Genomic DNA, 15,896 nt, shown 5'->3' on the forward strand with positions numbered 1-15,896 from the left:
TTCCGCTCCGTCAGGGGGTGATGCGAGCGCCAGCATCGACGAGACGCTCTCGCAGAGCGCCATAGGCGAGATTGGCAATGGGGATGTTCTGTTCAAGGGCGAGGGCGAGAGCGATCCCACACGCATCCCCCGTGACCATCCATGTTGGTTCCATGCGGTAGGAGCAGGCAATGATGTCGGTCATGGATACCGGAACGATGGCAAGACCGTTCGTTACCTGTGAAGGGTGAGGCTTCACTGCGCGAAACGGCACTTGATAAATCTTCCGCCCCGGATCTTGCGGAGCGCCTTCACGGTAATGACCACCGTCCATGGCTGCAAAAAAGTGGATTGCATGCCTGTCGATTGGGTAACCGCCGAGGCAAATAGGATCGGGTTTGCTGCTGTTATACGGAACAGTAGCATCTTTCCATGACAGAACGTATTGGCCGACCATACGATTGACGATACGCATGTATATTGCTGAAGACCAGCCCGGTGTGCCGATGAATTCGGACGAGTTCTCGTGAGCGGGTAAGCCATGTTTGGCGATGCTGCCGCGTAACGCCGCAGGCGAGGCAGAATCTGTCATAGCTGAATAATACCGGCCAGCTACAATGTAGAACATGCGCTCTTGAAATCTCAGGCGATCTACCTTTGAATAGAGGCGGGGATACTCCCATGCAAGTGCGCGCACATCTCCACCATTTGTGGAGTGGAGGAATGGCGTGGGAGACTGATATGACGATAAATTCTTAATAGTATACCAACGACTCACGTTGGCTTGATTCACAAAGTCAACGAAATCGGCTGCTTTGTAACCGGGCGGCGGCTCGAACGTCCGGCGGTTCGGTTCGGTCGAAAGGGTCATCCGGAAGCTATAGGCCTGTGTCTTGTAATCAGCCTGCCCTCGCATCCCAGTGGGAACCGGTGTTGCGTAGCGGAAACGATCTCCTCGGGCGGTGGTGAAAGGGGTTGAGCGAAAACGCGACCACTGAGGCTGATATCCAGCGGCAAACTCATCGTAGCTTGCACGTCCTTCGCGGCCAAAGGTCATGGTTACTCCGGCCATGCGGAGTAGGTCTCCCTCGTAGGAAGCATCGGCCCAGGCGCGAAACGTGTAGGTCACACCGTTTGCGGTCACGGCTAAAAGCTGTTTCGTGACCGCGTCCTTGGTAACCTCTTGGAGCTCGATATCCGTGATTAGGGTAAGACCCGGCGTTGCCAGCAAGGCGTCCCGCGCGGTTCGCGCCCAGCCCGGCGTAAAGCGGCGGATCAATCCACTGGTGGAGTGGCGTCCATAGGTCGCCTCCGTGGCACCAGACGCTTTAGCAGCAGCCTCGACTGCCTGGAAATATTCGTGCGTAATACCCCAGTTCTGAGTTCTGTTTACATAATCTGGAATGCCGAGGCCACCTGTAGTGAGACCGCCGGCAAATGGCGTCCATTCCAGAATTCCCACTGAATAGCCAAGTCGTGCGAGACGAGTGCCAGCGACGATGCCTGGCATTGTCGCACCATAGATGAGGACATCAAAAAAGGGCATTATCGGGCTTCTACGGAATTCTTGAAAACTTGGAAGGCCACTCGAAACGCCTCCCGCTGCTGACGCGTTAATGAGGGGCCAAACAGGCCTGCTTTCAAATCGAGAGGGCAGAAATTGATCGGCATGGATGCGCCCCCAATCGCACCGAAGTAAACTTCCCGCGACTTGGACGCGACGGAAACGCGCTTCACGGGGATATCGATCTCGTTTCGTGTTGCGATGAAGTACTCAGGCGAGGTACGGGTCACCATTTGCAGGCCTCCCATCCCGTTAAAATTTACCACATCGCTCGTCGCACTGCTGCTGCGCACTGCCGAGCATTTCTCGGTACGATTTGAACCAATGGAAATAGACCCGCAGCCGCCGGCAATTTTATTAGGGCCAATGACTGTCGTGCTGTCCGAATAGACGCCAAGTGTGTGATCGTCCTGCATCCCTGACACTGGCATCATGACTTGCGTCCGTAATGCCTGAGACGCGCCATCAAATGAAAATCCCGACCAGGGCGTAAACAATGGGCTAGCGATCGTCATTAATGATGGCCCGCCGGCCCAATTACGCAACGCGTCGACTTCATTGCCAGCAAGCCAGATATATACACCACCGGAGGAATGTCGGGCAAGAATACCTGCCGATTGAAGGCTTTCGTACAAGATTTTGGTCGCCGCAAGCTGCGAATCACTGAGAGACGCCGTCAGGCTGGCAAGAAAAGCGTCCGCCGAGAAGCTTGAGTTTGGATTTCGAGTTGTAGTTGTGCGAAACTTGAGCGTCGTGGCGAGTGGAACCGGCGAGGCGATAGCATTGATTGCGCCTGCCTCGGGATAGGAGAATTGAAAGGGCGTACCATCAGGCGATGCCGGCACGGTGAAGCCCGGCGGCGAAGCAGGAACTGGCGTCGCTCCGGCCATCGTGAATGTGACGGTACCAATGTCCCCGTAGACCTGCCCCCACACCTCAACGAGCCGCGCGCCATCAGCAGGTACCGCGACGACGGTCACCGGAGTAACGGGCACGCTCATAGAGTTATCATGGGTATAGGTGAGGGGATCCATAACAATGCTCTCGATCCACGTTGCGAGGCTTGACTTGGTGATAACGAGTGGAGTGCCGTCCGAGGCACGGCTTGCGGACATGAGGTCGTCGTCGGCGAGATCGGAAACGGACGTCAGGAGCGCCGCAACCGCTTTGGGAGCCCCTGCAGCTTTGATCTCTTCGGCATCAATATTCGGAGGATTATTATCACTCAAGATTTATTTCCCTTAAAGTTATTGCAATCAAAATCGACGAGGCGGTGTGAACGGACCTTATGAAGATAAATCCGAGTGCGAGGGAGGCGAAGGCTGAGAAACTGGCTTTGGTTTTTCACAGGGTAGGGCGATGCGCTTGAAGCGTTTGAGCTTTCCGAAGGTCTGCTCGCTGCGCGCCCTGATCCGGTAGAGGGCCTTTGGGAACCACCATCACCCACGTCGTGAATATAATAGCTTGTCTACAACCGTTTACAACCACTTCAACCGCTGGCTCTCACCGGGCTGCTGGCAGCGCTGGCCGAGGCCAGCTGAGGCAGCGAAGCCAACGCCATCGACAGCATCAAGTGTTTGATCCCAGGCTTTGGTGGCGTCAGAATCTCGTAGAGGCCCTGAGCGCCCTTTTAACTGCCAGGGCATCGGGTCGGTATCCGGCCCATTCAATGATCCCTATGGCGAACACAGCGTCATGACCGACAAGACGCCTCGCCGCGCTCGGCTCACGCCGCAACGGGTCATTCAACGGACACCACCTTCAGCTGCAGGAATTGAACGTTCCGGAAGTCCGCCGGCATGACTGCGATCTCGTCGTGCTTTCCGCCGCCTTTGGGACGGCAGAACAGAATGCCTCCCAACATTCTAACTTTGAAGAAACTCCCTTTCTTCAAAGTCAATTTTCCGCCGCGTGGATTGATGGCCTCGATATCGCCGACAATGACGACATCGTCCTGCGGCCTGAGATCCGTATTGAACAACTCCGGATCGACGCCGTCTTTCCAATCTTCCATGACGATTACGATGCTCTCCGATCAAGGAGCCAGACGGGCTCGACGGAGCTATTTATCATGCGGCGACCGACCTAGTCGCCTGCTCCTCAAACCGTTCGGCCCGTCCATGTCTTGCGATGCCGGCTTAAACGGAAGGCTCAGCTTGTAAGGACAAGAATGGACTGAACTTTCGGTGCCGAACCGCTTGAGCGCTCGCTCAGATCCATGACGGACAAACCGGCAACTCGAAAGGATGCTGGTGCCGCAAGAGGGATTCGAACCCCCGACCCCCTCATTACGAATGAGGTGCTCTACCAGCTGAGCTATTGCGGCGAGATCCGTGGTGTAACGCTGCGTGTCGCGTCGGATCGTTGCGGGGTCATAGACGTCTGATCGGCCGATGGCAAGGCGCTCGGTGACGTCTTCCTGATGCAACTGTGCCACGCAAGCCGTCTGACGGTTCGGGGGGCGTCCTTGCCGCCTTGACGTGGGGCGGTGCGGCTTCGAAGGCTCGCGGCGTCTGTCAGGAACCGTCATGTCCCTCATCGCCCGCTTGCGTGCCTATGCCGCCGACGCGTTCGGCCTGTCCGCGAGCCCGGAGGAGGCGGAGGCCGTCGACGAGCGTCTGGCGGCCATCGCTCTTCTCGTCCATGTGGCGCGGGTGGACGGCGTCCTCGACGGGGCCGAGTCGGAGCGGCTGTGCCGCCTCGTGGAAGGGCGCTACGCCGGCAACCGCGAGCAGGCCGAGGCGCTCATCGCCCGCGCGGCCAGCGTCGATTCGCAGACCCGCGACATGGCGCTGCTGGTCGAAATGATGGGCCACGAATTCGGCGAGTCCGAGCGGGCGCGGCTGCTGTCGATGGCCTGGTCCGTGGCCAGCGCCGATGGCACCGTTCATGAATTCGAGGAAGCGCTGGTCTGGCGGCTCGGGCGGCTGCTCCGGTTCGACGACACGGCGATCCGCCTCGCGCGCGCCGGCGCCGAGACCGGAGCGGTATCGTAGGGCGGCCTTGCAGGCGCGATCTCTGGGATCGGCGGGCCATATCGGGCGTGGCGGGAGGATCGTGGCGCGATGATCGTCAGTTTGACGCTGATCCTCCTGGCTCAGCTCGTCGGTGAAGCGCTGGCACGGGGAGCGGCCCTTCCGGTGCCCGGCCCCGTCATCGGGATGGCGCTCCTCCTTCTCTTCATGGTGGTCCGGGACCGTTGGCGCGGCCAGGCCGCCCGCATCCTCGCCGCGCCCCTCGTGGACGGCACCCTGGAGCGCTCGGGAAAAGGGCTGCTCGCCCATCTCTCGCTGATGTTCATCCCGGCCGGCGCCGGGATCGTCGGCCGGCTCGACGTGCTCGAAGCCCATGGCCTGGCCCTCGCCTGCGTGGTCGTCGTCTCGACGCTGGCGACCCTGACGGCGACGGCGCTCACCTTCGTGGCCGTCAAGCGCTGGGTCGCACCGGGGGAGCGGCCATGACCGGCGATTTCGCCCTCTGGGTCTATCTCTCGCGCACGCCTCTGCTGTGGCTGACCGTCACGCTCATGGTCTACGCCGTGGCCGACCGCGTCGCCACGGCGACGAACCGGCATCCCCTCGCCAATCCCGTGGTGGTCGCCATCATCCTGATGGCCTGCGTGCTGAAGCTGACGGGGACGCCCTATCCCACCTATTTCGAGGGCGCGCAGTTCGTCCACTTCCTGCTGGGGCCGGCGACCGTGGCCCTGGCGATCCCGCTCTACGAATACCGCGCGACGGTGCTTCGCTCGCTGGCGCCGATGCTGGCGGCCCTCCTCGTCGGCTCGGTGGTGGCGCTGATCTCGGCGACGACACTCGGAACCGCCTTCGGTATCCCGCACGACGTCATCGTCGCCTCGGTGCCGAAATCGGTGACGACCGGCGTGGCCATGGGCATCGCCCAGAATCTCGGCGGCGATCCGACCCTGGCGGCGGTGCTGGTGATGCTGACCGGCATGACCGGCGGCATCCTGGTCACCCCGCTCATGAACCTGCTCCGCATCGAGGACATGCGCGCGCGGGGCTTCGCGGCGGGTCTGGCCGCCCATGGCGTCGGCACGGCGAGGGCGTTCCAGGTGAACGAGGTGGCCGGCGCCTTCGCCGGCATAGCGCTTGGCCTCAACGCCCTCATCACCGCGATCCTGGCGCCGCTCGCGGTGACGTTCCTGCGCTGAGGCTGCCCCCTACTTCGCGCCCGCGGCTCCGGAAAGTTCCGTCGGCGTGAAGCGCCCATCCTGGCCCGGCTTCATGTCGATGCGCGTGTCGTGGAGGGCATGCAGGGTCGAGCGATGGCCGATGGAGACGATCGTCGTCCCCGGCAGGCGCTCGCGCAGCATCCGGTAGATGCCGGCCTCGCTCGGCTCGTCGAGGGCGGCGGTGGATTCGTCGAGGAAGAGCCAGGCGGGCTTTGCCAACACGGCGCGGGCGATGGCCAGCCGCTGCTGTTCGCCACCGGAGAGGCGCTGATCCCAGGCATCGACCTCGTCGAGACGATCGGCGAGTTGCGGAAGCTGCGCGGCGATCAGCGCCTCGCGGATCGCCTCGTCGGAGAACTGGTCGGTGGTGCTGGGATAGACGACGGCACCGCGCAGGGTCCCGAGCGGGATGTAGGGCCGCTGTGGCAGAACCAGCGCGGACTGGCCTTCCGGCACGTCGACCCGGCCCTTCCCGAACGGCCAGATGCCGGCGATCGCGCGGAACAGGGTCGACTTGCCGGACCCGGACGGCCCGGTGAGCAGCGTCGCCGCCCCCTTGCCGAGGGTGAACGAGCCGGCGGTGACGATCTCGCGGCCGTCGGGAAGGGCGAGGGTCAGACCGGAGGCGGTGACGTTCGGGCCGCTACCATTGCCCTGGACGAGACCGTATCCGGCTCCGGAGAGGGCTTCCGCCTTGGTCATTGCCCGCTTGAACGACGTCAGGCGGTTGGTGTTGGCGCGGTAAGACGCGATGGTGGTGTAGGAATCGATGAAGAAGGACAGTGAGCCCTGGACGCTGCTGAAAGCGTTCGCGGTTTGCTGGAACTGGCCGAGGGTGATCTTCTTCAGGAAGTAGGACGGAGCGGCGAGGATGTAGGGGAACACCACGCTGATCTGGTTGTACGACAGGGTGAAGCTGCCGATCTTGATCCGCCGATAGATGATGGCGAGATAGTTCCCGATGATCTCTTGGAAGAGTTCGCGCAGGCGCACGGTCTCCGAGCGCTCGCCACGCAGAAGGGCTATCTGCTCGGAATAGATCCGCGTCCGCGCAAGGGAGAAACGGAAATCGGCCTCGACCTTTTCCTGCCGGAAATCGAGCCCGATGAGCGGGCGGCCAATGAGATGGGTCAACCAAGTGCCGACCACCGCATAGACAATGACCAGCCAGACGAGAAAGCCGGGCACTACCGTATCGGTGAAGGGAAGGACGAAATCCCGCGACAGGCCCCAGAGGATGACCATGAACGAGACCAGGGTGGCGGCCTGCGACAGGAGCCGGATCGACAGGCTCGTCGTCTGCTGGATGAAGAGATTGACGTCGCTCTGGATGCGCTGATCCGGGTTATCGGCCGGCTCATCGGTGAAAGGGATCCGGTAGTGCGTGCCGCCATCGAGCCAGCGGCTGTAGAGGCTGCGGGCCAGCCAGGTGCGCCAGCGGATGTGGAGCGAGGCATCGACGAAGGTGTCGAACATGCCGATGATGACCCAGATCGTCGCCAGAGGCACGAAGATCCAGACAAGCTGATACCAGAACGCGTCGGCGTTATATTCCTGCAGCGCGTTGAAGAGGTCGCGGTACCAGAAGTTCAGGCGCAGCTGGAGCGCGACCTGGGCGAAGGTGATGAAGATGGAGAGCGCCACGAGACGTCGCGCCACTCGACCTTCGGTGCTGCCGAAGAAGTGAAATGGCCGGATTTCCCGGTTCGGCTCCTCGCGTGCGGCGAAGAACGGGTCGGCGATACGGGTGATCGCGCGGATCGGTTCGAGATGGGAGATTCCGAACACGATACCGGCAAAGACCACCGCGCCCGTAGCCGCGAAGGCCGGTGGCAGCAGAGCTGCCAGGGTCTCCGGCAGGAGGCCCGAGGCCGCGAGTTGTTTGGCTCCGGCCAGGAACAGGTAGCCGATGCCATAAACCGATACGAACACCTTCAGGTAATCGGACAGCTTGGCGGAGGCGAGGAGGATCACCACCATCGCAAAGCCGCTGAGGCCGACGTAGAGTGGCGTTGCGGTGCCCGGCAGGATCAGAAGTACGAGTGCGAAGAGCGCCGTAATGGCGGCCTGCAGGCCGAGGCCTGTCCTGAGTACGGCCACGCGCGTCTCCTCAAGTGGATGATTCAAATAGGCGACGACGACTTCGCCCGCCGGATCGGGACCGGACCGTGACGGCGGCAGTGACGGCCGGTCGTGGCGAGATCGTGGCGGGGGAAGGCGCCGCCGGATGCGTCAGATCGGATCAGGGCCAATCCCAATCGCCGTAATCCGGTTCGCGACATCGGTAGCCGACCGGGCATTCCAGATTGTCGCGGGTGGGCACGAAGCGGAGTTCGGCGATCTCCGTCATCCCGCACTGGCTCCGGTCGCTGACGAAGCGCTCGGTCCAGCCCGGTGGCTCAATCCTGCTTGGCTTCTCCGGCTTGCCCGCCGGCCACGACAGGACCGCTGATCCGTCCCGCTTCACGAGCGCCATCGCATCCGCGCAGGCCATCCGCATGGTGGAGGGGGGTGCTTGAGCACCGGCTGGGACTGCGATGGTGACGCAGACGGCGAAGGCGAAGCGTCTCATCACGATGGCACGGATAACTGACTTGTTTCTCACAAGCTTGAGCATGGCAGTTTTGGTGAGGGACGGGAAGGGCTTGCCGTTTGCTCGCCCTATTCGCGGAGCCTATCCACCGCTATCGATGGCGCCGGGACAGAATAGCCACAGGCCTGTCCTGACCAAAGCCGGCTTCATGAGTGCATAAGGGTCCGGTTGTCGAAGGGGGGCGGAGGCTGTTCAAGTCGCCGAACGGTGAAGCGGCCGCCGCTGCGAGATCGGTTCCGCCCCAGGGGGAGCCTTACGGGAGACGACGATGACCGCGGGCGTCGAAGAGAGGGATGCGAGGGGGAGCGACGAGGGAGCGCCGTCGCCGGCCGTAGCGAACGGCTCCGTCAGGTCGAGCCGCGCCCTGGTGCTTCCCGTCTCGCTCGCCATGGGCTGGGGCGTGCTCCTCGGCTACAGCACCGTTCTGCTGACCGACGACCCGCCGGCGCGTCCGGAGATCGACACGATCCAGACGGCCTTCAACGAACCCGGTCCGTTCGAGGATCGGGCGGGTGGGGCGCGCTCGCCCCGTGGCAGCGCTCCCTGGTCCGATGTGGGTGTCGGGTCCGGTCCGTCGGGCCGGGATGCCGTGGTCGCCCCAACGGTCCAGCCCGGCATCCGGTCCGCCGCCTTGCGGCAGGATCCCGAAATGGCACCCCGTGCCGACGCGGTCACGGCCGCGTCGCCCCCGGTCGAGCCGGCAGCCTATGTCGGTCTTTGGGGACCCAACGAATCCGCGTGCGGCCGCGGCGCGCGGCGGCGGGGATACATACCGGCGCGGATCACCGAAAGCGGGGCTCGGGCCGGCAACACGGTGTGCACCTTCCGCGACGGGCGGCGCATCGGCGCGAACTGGAGCGTGTCGGCCTCCTGCAGCGATGGCGGCCGGCGCTGGTCGTCCCAGGTGAAGCTTCTGGTCGACGGCAACCGCCTGACATGGTCGAGCGCCAAGGGCGACGCCTCCTACGTCCGGTGCCGGCGCCGCGCGGGATAGGCGCGAGCGGGATCGTGGATAAAACATCTCCGCCGCACGAGCATGGAGCGCTGCCCGCCCCCGATTGGGGCTGATTGATCTGCGGATCCGCTCAACAGGTGTCCCCTCTACCCAAGAGGGTTCGAGATGAGGCGCGACGGACTCCGTCTTCTGGAAGGCGACGGCATTCGCATATGTCGTGGGATGCGCGGCCCTCCTACCCCTTGTGGGGAGGAGTTTGGAGGTGGGGGTGGTCGGGCGACCCTCCTGTTGCTGCGGAGGCTGGCGGAGCCACCCCCACTCCTAACCTCTCCCCACAAGGGGGAGAGGGACGCGGTCTGCTTCGACAACGTAGCTGTATGAATCCAGTAGCCCGATCGCGGACACTCGACATGTCCCGCCCACAACGAAAAAAGGGCCGTCTTGCGACGACCCTTTCCGCCCTCGCGGCCAAAACCGCGAGAGCATCCGTTCCGATGGAGAGCGTGGACTTCTTAGAAGTCCATGCCGCCCATGCCGCCGCCGCCCGGCATCTGGGGAGCGCCGCCGTCCTTCTTGGGAGCATCGGCGATCATGGCCTCGGTGGTGACGAGGAGGCCGGCGATGGAGGAAGCGTCCTGCAGGGCGGTGCGCACGACCTTCGCCGGGTCGACGATGCCGGCCTGGATCATGTCGACATACTCTTCGGTCTGGGCGTTGAAGCCGTAGGTGATCGAAGAGGTGTTGTCGGTGATCTTGCCGACCACGATCGAGCCTTCGACGCCCGAGTTGGCGGCGATCTGGCGGATCGGGGCCTCAAGGGCCTTCAGCACGATCTTGATGCCGGCCTGGACGTCCGGATTGTCGCTCTGGAGAGCGCGGACGGCCTCACGGGCACGGAGGAGAGCGGTGCCGCCGCCGGGGACGATACCCTCTTCCACCGCAGCGCGGGTGGCGTTGAGCGCGTCGTCGACGCGGTCCTTCTTCTCCTTGACCTCGACCTCGGTCGCGCCGCCGACGCGGATGACCGCGACGCCGCCGGCGAGCTTGGCCAGGCGCTCCTGGAGCTTCTCACGGTCGTAGTCCGAGGTGGTCTCCTCGATCTGCGCCTTGATCTGGCCGACGCGGGCTTCGATGTCCGCCTTCTCGCCGAGACCGTCGATGATCGTGGTGGTCTCCTTCTCGATGCGGATGCGCTTGGCGCGGCCGAGCATCGGGAGGGTAACGTTCTCGAGCTTGATGCCGAGGTCCTCGGCGATCATCTGACCCTGGGTCAGGATCGCGATGTCCTCGAGCATGGCCTTGCGGCGATCGCCGAAGCCCGGAGCCTTGACGGCAGCGACCTTGAGGCCACCGCGCAGCTTGTTGACGACGAGCGTGGCGAGAGCCTCACCCTCGATGTCCTCGGCGATGATGACGAGCGGCTTGCCGGTCTGCACCACGGCCTCGAGAACCGGCAGCATCGCCTGGAGCGACGAGAGCTTCTTCTCGTGGATGAGGATGTAGGGGTCCTCGAGCTCGGCGACCATCTTCTCCGCGTTCGTGATGAAGTACGGGGAGAGGTAGCCGCGGTCGAACTGCATGCCCTCGACGACGTCGAGCTCGGTCTCGGCGGTCTTGGCTTCCTCGACGGTGATGACACCCTCGTTGCCGACCTTCTGCATGGCATGGGCGATCATCTCGCCGATTTCCTTGTCGCCATTGGCCGAGATGGTGCCGACCTGGGCGACTTCCTCGGACGAGGCGACCTTCTTGGCGCGGCTCGTGATGTCCTTCACGGCGGCGGTGGTGGCGAGGTCGATGCCGCGCTTCAGGTCCATCGGGTTCATGCCGGCGGCCACGTACTTGGCGCCTTCACGGACGATGGCCTGGGCCAGGACGGTGGCGGTGGTGGTGCCGTCGCCAGCGATGTCGTTGGTCTTCGAGGCCACTTCGCGCACCATCTGGGCGCCCATGTTCTCGAACTTGTCGGAGAGCTCGATCTCCTTGGCGACGGTGACGCCGTCCTTGGTGATGCGGGGAGCGCCGAAGCTCTTCTCGATGACGACGTTGCGACCCTTGGGGCCGAGCGTGACCTTCACTGCATCGGCGAGAATGTCGACGCCGCGGAGCATCTTCTCGCGGGCATCGGAGCCGAAGCGTACTTCTTTCGCTGCCATGTTCAAATCCTCATGAGGTTCGAAGCCCTGAGGCGCTCATCGAAGTGCGCGCTCGAAGGGCTTGGATGGGAAGAAGGAAGAGGGCCGGGTCGCTTTAGGCGACGACGCCCATGATGTCGGATTCCTTCATGATCAGGAGGTCCTGACCGTCGATCTTGACTTCGGTGCCGGACCACTTGCCAAACAGGACGCGGTCACCGGCCTTGACGTCGAGCGGGTTCACGCGGCCGGCCTCGTCACGGGCGCCAGGGCCGACGGCGACGATCTCGCCCTCTTGCGGCTTCTCCTTGGCGGTATCGGGGATGATGATGCCCCCCTTGGTCTTCTCTTCGCCTTCGATACGGCGGACGACGACACGGTCGTGCAGCGGACGGAACTTCATGAGCTGCCCTCTTGCTTCAAATTCATGGATGGCGTTGATGCGGCCGAAGGGCTCGCCCAACCCAGGCTGTTAGCACTCTCGAGCAAAGAGTGCCAAAGCAAGGGCGGAGGTAGGCTCAAGCCCCTTGCGAGTCAAGACGCGGACGACGCGTCATGCCGCGTTTGCGCAGCATGTTCTGCTCTCCGGTCGCTGACAGACGGATGACAATCACCCCATGATCAGCCTTCAGGGACCGCAGGGCGCGGTCGTGCATTCCGGCGCAGCCAATGGCGGCGGCGTGCCGAGCCACGCGATCTGGATCGATCTCAACAATCCGAGTGCCGAGGAGGCGGAGCATATCGAGGCCGCCACCGGCCTGCGCGTCCCCTCGCGAAAAGCTTTGAGCGAGGTCGAGAATTCCAGCCGGCTGCGGCGGCTCAAGAACGGGCTCTCGCTCTCCACCCCGATGATCACCTTCGACAAGGTGGATTCGCAGCTGACCCCGCTCGGCTTCGTCCTGACCCGGGACCGGCTCATCACGGTCAGGTTCAACGAGCTCAGAGCCTTCGAGGAGGTCAAGAAGCGCATCGGCGACGGCGACGGGGATTGCCAGACCGGCACCGAGATCTTCCTCCTCCTGGTGGAGGAGCTGGTCGACAGCCTCGCCGACGCCCTGGAGGAGATGGGCGCCGATCTCGACGCGCTCTCCACCCGGATCTTCGATTTCGACGTGAGGGCAGGGGGCACCGCAGGCGATTCCGGCAAGACCCCGCGCCGGCGCGACCTCGCGCTGCGCCGCATCCTCCGCAGCGTCGGCCGGCGAGGCAAGGCACTCGGCAAGATCCGCTCGAGCCTGCTCGGCCTCGAGCGCATCCTCCCCTTCGTCGCCGGCGAGTGCGAACACCTCCTCGGCGCCACCGAGATGCCGCGCTTCGAGACCCTGCGCCGGGACATCGCCTCCCTCGACGAGTTCGAGATCCGGCTTTCGGAGAACGTGCAGTTCCTCCTCGACGCCACCCTCGGCCTCATCAGCATCGAGCAGAACAACACCTTCCGCGTGCTCACCGTGGTCTCGGTGGTGGGCGTGCCGCCGACCCTCATCGCCTCCATGTACGGCATGAACTTCAAGCACATGCCGGAACTCGACTGGGTCTACGGCTATCCCTATGGTCTGTCGCTGATCGTCATCAGCGCGATCATCCCCGTCGTCTTCTTCAAGCTGCGCGGCTGGTTCTGAGGCTGGGCCGACCCGGCGGGTTCGGGATTTAGGGAATTCTTTTCGGGCCGGCGCGCAAGGATCGGGAGCAGAGCCGGGCACCCGGCGACCAGAGTCGACCGCATGGCCGTGATCGCCGCCTTCATCCTGAATGCCGGGCTCAATTTCTGCCTCGGCCTGCTCCTCGCCAAGCTGATGGGGCCGGCGGATTTCGGCCTGTTCGGCCTCGCCACTACAGGTGCCGTGGTCCTCAACACCCTGGTCTTCGAATGGCTTCGGCTCTCGGCGACCCGGTTCTATTCCAACCGCGTCCGGCAGGAGGAACCCTGGATCCGTCACGGGCTGGACCGCGCCTACGCCGTCCTCACCCTCGTCCTGCTGGTCGCTTCCGCCCTGTGCGCGGTGGTCGGCGCGACGGTGGAGATGGATGCGCAAGGGCGCTTCGCCATCGCGGCGGGGGCGGGGCTGGCCGCCTTCGGCATCGGCCTGTTCGATTATCACGCGGCCCTGACGCGGGCACGCTTCGACGGCGGCCTCTACCTGAAGCTGACCATCGTCAAGAACGGCCTCGCCTTCCTGCTCATGGCGGGGGCGGCCTGGCTGTTTCCCCAGCCGGTTTGGGTGCTCGTCGCCTGCGGGCTCAGCCAGTTCCTGCCCGTCCTCGTGCTGCGCAGGCCTCTGCTCGATCCGAAGGTGCCCATCGTCCGCGTGCGCATGGGCGAGACCTGGCGGCTGTTTCGCGCCTACGGGCTGCCGCTTATCGTCGCGAACGCGATCTACCAGATCACGCCGTTCCTCAACCGCAGCGCCATCGCCATGTGGTTCGGACTGGCGGAGGCCGGCTATTTCGCCCTGGCCGCGGATGTCGCCACCCGCAGCCTCAGCATGATCGGCACGGCCCTCGATCTCATCCTGTTCCAGCTCGCCGTACGGGTGGACGAGCACGAGGGCCACGTGGCGGCCGAGGCCCAGATCGGCCGCAACGCAGGCATCGTGGTGGCGCTGATGGTGCCCTGCGCCGGCGGGCTCTGGGCGGTGCTTCCGGCGATCCAAGGGCTCATCGTGCCGGAGGCGTATCGCGGGCCCTTCGCCCTCTATGCGATGATCCTCATCCCGGGCCTGCTCTGCGGCACCCTGCTCAATTTCGGCCTCAACCCGATCTTCCAGATCCGCCGCAAGACAGTACCCGTCATCGCCGCCGCCATCGTCGGCCTAGGCGTGAATGCCGCCTGCCTGCTCGTCCTGCCCACGCATTTCGGGGCGCCCGGCATCGCCATGGCGCAGAGCGCCGGCCTGGTCGCCTCGACCCTGTGGCTGGCGGTCCGCGCTCTCGCCGGACCGCAGCGCCTGCGGATCGACTGGTGGGACGTCTTTGCCGCCTGCACCGCCACCCTGGCGATGATGGCTTGCCTCGCGCCGTTCCGGCACATGGACCCGGCCCTAACCCTCGCCATCTCCCTGCCCCTCGGCGTGCTGGTCTATGCCCTGCTCGTGGCGCTGTTCGACATCGCCGGCCTGCGCGGCCTCGCCGCCGCCTATCTGCGGCAGCGCGCCGTCACCCCGACGGCCTGAGACAGGAGCGCCGCTTGAAAGGGTGGCATCGCTTCCCGCATATGGTTCGGCAAAGGATGCCGGCGAGCATCACAACGGGCGGGAAACGATGCGGACATACGAGCCTCAGGACGAGGGCGAGGCGCAAGCCATCGTCGCCGATGCCGCCGGCCGCGCCGAGCCGATGCGTCTCGTGGGCGGGGGCACCAAGGCCGCCATCGGCCGCCCGGCACAGGACGAATCGACCCTCTCCTCCCTGAAACTCTCCGGCATCACGCTCTACGAGCCGGCCGAGATGGTGGTCGCCGCCCGCGCCGGCACCCCCCTCGCGCAGGTGCAGGCCCTGCTGGCGGAACGCGGCCAGATGCTGCCCTTCGAGCCGATGGACCACCGCATCCTGATGGGCTCGACCGGCGAGCCGACCTTCGGCGCGGTGGCGGCCACCAACAATGCGGGACCGCGCCGGATCAATGCGGGTGCGGCCCGCGACAGCCTGATCGGCGTCCGTTTCGTCAACGGGCGCGGCGAGGCCATCAAGTCCGGCGGCCGGGTGATGAAGAACGTCACCGGCCTCGACCTCGTCAAGCTCATGGCCGGCTCGTGGGGCACCCTCGGCCTTCTCACCGAGGTGACCTTCAAGGTCCTTCCGGTGCAGGAGCGGACGGCGACCCTGGCCTTTTCCGGCCTGGACGATGCAACGGCGGTGGCGGCTCTCAGCGCCGCCCTCGGATCGCCGTTCGAACTCACGGGCGCCGCTCACCTGCCGAGCGGCCTCGACGGGCCGAGCCCCCGCACCCTGATGCGCCTGGAGGGCTTTTCGGACTCCCTCGATTACCGCCTCGGCGAGTTGCGCAAGCTGCTGCGGCGCTTCGGCGAGCCGGAGATCATCGAGGACGGGATCGGTGCCGTCCTGTGGGCCGCGATCCGCGACGTGATCCCGCTGACGGAACCGCGCGCAGCCGCCGTATGGCGGATCTCCACCACGCCGACCAAAGGACCCGCCGTCACCGCCGCCATCGCGGCGCGGCGCCAGGCGCGCTGGTTCTACGATTGGGGCGGCGGCCTCGTCTGGCTCGCCACCTCGGCCGAGGGCGATGCCGGCGCCGAGACCATCCGCGACGTCCTGCGCTCCACCGGAGGCCACGCCACCCTGGTGCGGGCGCCGGACGCGGTGCGCGCGGCGACCGCCGTCTTCGAGCCCCTGTCGGACCCGCTGCTGCGGATGACGGCCGGGATCAAGGCGGCCCACGATCCGAAGGGGGTGTTCAATCCCGGCCGGATGTATGCGGGGATTTGACCGTCGCGAGGTGAGCGCTCGTGGGGCGC

At 64.6% G+C, this 15,896-nt stretch carries 14 protein-coding genes and 1 tRNA gene; 7 read left to right on the forward strand and 8 right to left on the reverse strand.

The genetic code is table 11. From position 1 onward, the window contains the following. Positions 1–10 precede the first annotated feature (10 nt). From ASF26_RS22250 to ASF26_RS19210, 4 genes are all read right to left on the reverse strand, one after another. Positions 11–1,525: an FAD-dependent oxidoreductase gene (locus ASF26_RS22250; RefSeq protein WP_082477708.1), complete on the reverse strand. Its 1,515-nt coding sequence runs from the start codon at positions 1,523–1,525 to the stop codon at positions 11–13. Beyond that, positions 1,525–2,772 carry a hypothetical protein gene (locus tag ASF26_RS22840; RefSeq protein WP_156463050.1) on the reverse strand — a complete coding sequence of 416 codons (1,248 nt, stop codon included), beginning with the start codon at positions 2,770–2,772 and terminating at the stop codon, positions 1,525–1,527. Before ASF26_RS22840 ends, ASF26_RS22250 begins: the two co-directional genes overlap by 1 nt. A 512-nt stretch (positions 2,773–3,284) precedes the next feature. Beyond that, positions 3,285–3,557 (reverse strand): hypothetical protein, encoded by a 273-nt coding sequence (locus ASF26_RS19205; protein ID WP_056257813.1) that lies wholly within the window; start codon positions 3,555–3,557, stop codon positions 3,285–3,287. A gap of 236 nt (positions 3,558–3,793) precedes the next feature. Next, positions 3,794–3,869 (reverse strand) — tRNA-Thr (locus ASF26_RS19210). 202 nt (positions 3,870–4,071) lie between these two features. On the opposite strand from ASF26_RS19210, the gene ASF26_RS19215 reads away from it, so the two are divergent. The 3 genes from ASF26_RS19215 (at position 4,072) to ASF26_RS19225 (ending at position 5,717) form a co-directional block, all read left to right on the forward strand. Further along, the gene (locus ASF26_RS19215; RefSeq protein WP_056257816.1) at positions 4,072–4,539 is read left to right on the forward strand and encodes a TerB family tellurite resistance protein; all 468 of its coding nucleotides are present in this window, start codon (positions 4,072–4,074) and stop codon (positions 4,537–4,539) included. 69 nt (positions 4,540–4,608) lie between these two features. After that, entirely contained in the window at positions 4,609–5,004 is a 396-nt protein-coding gene (locus ASF26_RS19220; protein ID WP_018042548.1) for a CidA/LrgA family protein, read from the forward strand. After that, positions 5,001–5,717 carry an LrgB family protein gene (locus ASF26_RS19225; RefSeq protein ID WP_056257819.1) on the forward strand — a complete coding sequence of 239 codons (717 nt, stop codon included), beginning with the start codon at positions 5,001–5,003 and terminating at the stop codon, positions 5,715–5,717. The genes ASF26_RS19220 and ASF26_RS19225 overlap by 4 nt, the downstream gene beginning before the upstream one ends. A 9-nt stretch (positions 5,718–5,726) precedes the next feature. Here ASF26_RS19225 and ASF26_RS19230 read toward each other — a convergent pair whose 3' ends face one another. Next, positions 5,727–7,838 carry an ABC transporter ATP-binding protein/permease gene (locus tag ASF26_RS19230; RefSeq protein WP_056257823.1) on the reverse strand — a complete coding sequence of 704 codons (2,112 nt, stop codon included), beginning with the start codon at positions 7,836–7,838 and terminating at the stop codon, positions 5,727–5,729. A 142-nt stretch (positions 7,839–7,980) separates the two neighbouring features. Beyond that, entirely contained in the window at positions 7,981–8,238 is a 258-nt protein-coding gene (locus ASF26_RS19235) for a hypothetical protein (RefSeq protein WP_244476007.1), read from the reverse strand. A gap of 361 nt (positions 8,239–8,599) precedes the next feature. On the opposite strand from ASF26_RS19235, the gene ASF26_RS19240 reads away from it, so the two are divergent. After that, positions 8,600–9,325, forward strand: coding sequence for a hypothetical protein (locus ASF26_RS19240; RefSeq protein ID WP_056257826.1), 726 nt, complete (start codon positions 8,600–8,602; stop codon positions 9,323–9,325). A 473-nt stretch (positions 9,326–9,798) separates the two neighbouring features. Here the strand turns inward: ASF26_RS19240 and groL are convergent, their stop codons facing one another. Next, a complete protein-coding gene (groL, locus tag ASF26_RS19245) occupies positions 9,799–11,442 on the reverse strand; it encodes a chaperonin GroEL (protein WP_018042553.1) in 1,644 nt (547 codons plus the stop codon). A 94-nt stretch (positions 11,443–11,536) separates the two neighbouring features. After that, positions 11,537–11,824, reverse strand: a complete 288-nt coding sequence (groES, locus tag ASF26_RS19250; RefSeq protein WP_018042554.1) for a co-chaperone GroES — start codon at positions 11,822–11,824, stop codon at positions 11,537–11,539. Between the two features lie 214 nt (positions 11,825–12,038). On the opposite strand from groES, the gene ASF26_RS19255 reads away from it, so the two are divergent. From ASF26_RS19255 to ASF26_RS19265, 3 genes are all read left to right on the forward strand, one after another. Beyond that, positions 12,039–13,040: a magnesium transporter CorA family protein gene (locus tag ASF26_RS19255; RefSeq protein WP_056257831.1), complete on the forward strand. Its 1,002-nt coding sequence runs from the start codon at positions 12,039–12,041 to the stop codon at positions 13,038–13,040. Between the two features lie 102 nt (positions 13,041–13,142). Beyond that, positions 13,143–14,591 carry a lipopolysaccharide biosynthesis protein gene (locus tag ASF26_RS19260; protein ID WP_056257834.1) on the forward strand — a complete coding sequence of 483 codons (1,449 nt, stop codon included), beginning with the start codon at positions 13,143–13,145 and terminating at the stop codon, positions 14,589–14,591. Positions 14,592–14,679: 88 nt separating this feature from the next. Beyond that, on the forward strand, positions 14,680–15,867 hold the full coding sequence (locus ASF26_RS19265; RefSeq protein WP_056257838.1) for an FAD-binding protein: 1,188 nt from the start codon (positions 14,680–14,682) through the stop codon (positions 15,865–15,867). Positions 15,868–15,896 lie beyond the last annotated feature (29 nt).

The sequence above is a fragment of the Methylobacterium sp. Leaf93 genome (assembly GCF_001422345.1).
GTDB lineage: Bacteria > Pseudomonadota > Alphaproteobacteria > Rhizobiales > Beijerinckiaceae > Methylobacterium > Methylobacterium bullatum.

Bases quoted from the DNA above. Each gene is read 5' to 3' on its own strand.
- ASF26_RS19220 (WP_018042548.1), top strand. From the start codon at position 4,609: ATGATCGTCAGTTTGACGCTGATCCTCCTGGCTCAGCTCGTCGGTGAA.
- ASF26_RS19240 (WP_056257826.1), top strand. From the start codon at position 8,600: ATGACCGCGGGCGTCGAAGAGAGGGATGCGAGGGGGAGCGACGAGGGA.
- ASF26_RS19225 (WP_056257819.1), top strand. From the start codon at position 5,001: ATGACCGGCGATTTCGCCCTCTGGGTCTATCTCTCGCGCACGCCTCTG.
- ASF26_RS19205 (WP_056257813.1), bottom strand. From the start codon at position 3,557: ATGGAAGATTGGAAAGACGGCGTCGATCCGGAGTTGTTCAATACGGAT.
- groL (WP_018042553.1), bottom strand. From the start codon at position 11,442: ATGGCAGCGAAAGAAGTACGCTTCGGCTCCGATGCCCGCGAGAAGATG.
- groES (WP_018042554.1), bottom strand. From the start codon at position 11,824: ATGAAGTTCCGTCCGCTGCACGACCGTGTCGTCGTCCGCCGTATCGAA.
- ASF26_RS22250 (WP_082477708.1), bottom strand. From the start codon at position 1,525: ATGCCCTTTTTTGATGTCCTCATCTATGGTGCGACAATGCCAGGCATC.
- ASF26_RS19265 (WP_056257838.1), top strand. From the start codon at position 14,680: ATGCGGACATACGAGCCTCAGGACGAGGGCGAGGCGCAAGCCATCGTC.
- ASF26_RS19255 (WP_056257831.1), top strand. From the start codon at position 12,039: ATGATCAGCCTTCAGGGACCGCAGGGCGCGGTCGTGCATTCCGGCGCA.
- ASF26_RS19235 (WP_244476007.1), bottom strand. From the start codon at position 8,238: ATGCGGATGGCCTGCGCGGATGCGATGGCGCTCGTGAAGCGGGACGGA.
- ASF26_RS19260 (WP_056257834.1), top strand. From the start codon at position 13,143: ATGGCCGTGATCGCCGCCTTCATCCTGAATGCCGGGCTCAATTTCTGC.
- ASF26_RS19215 (WP_056257816.1), top strand. From the start codon at position 4,072: ATGTCCCTCATCGCCCGCTTGCGTGCCTATGCCGCCGACGCGTTCGGC.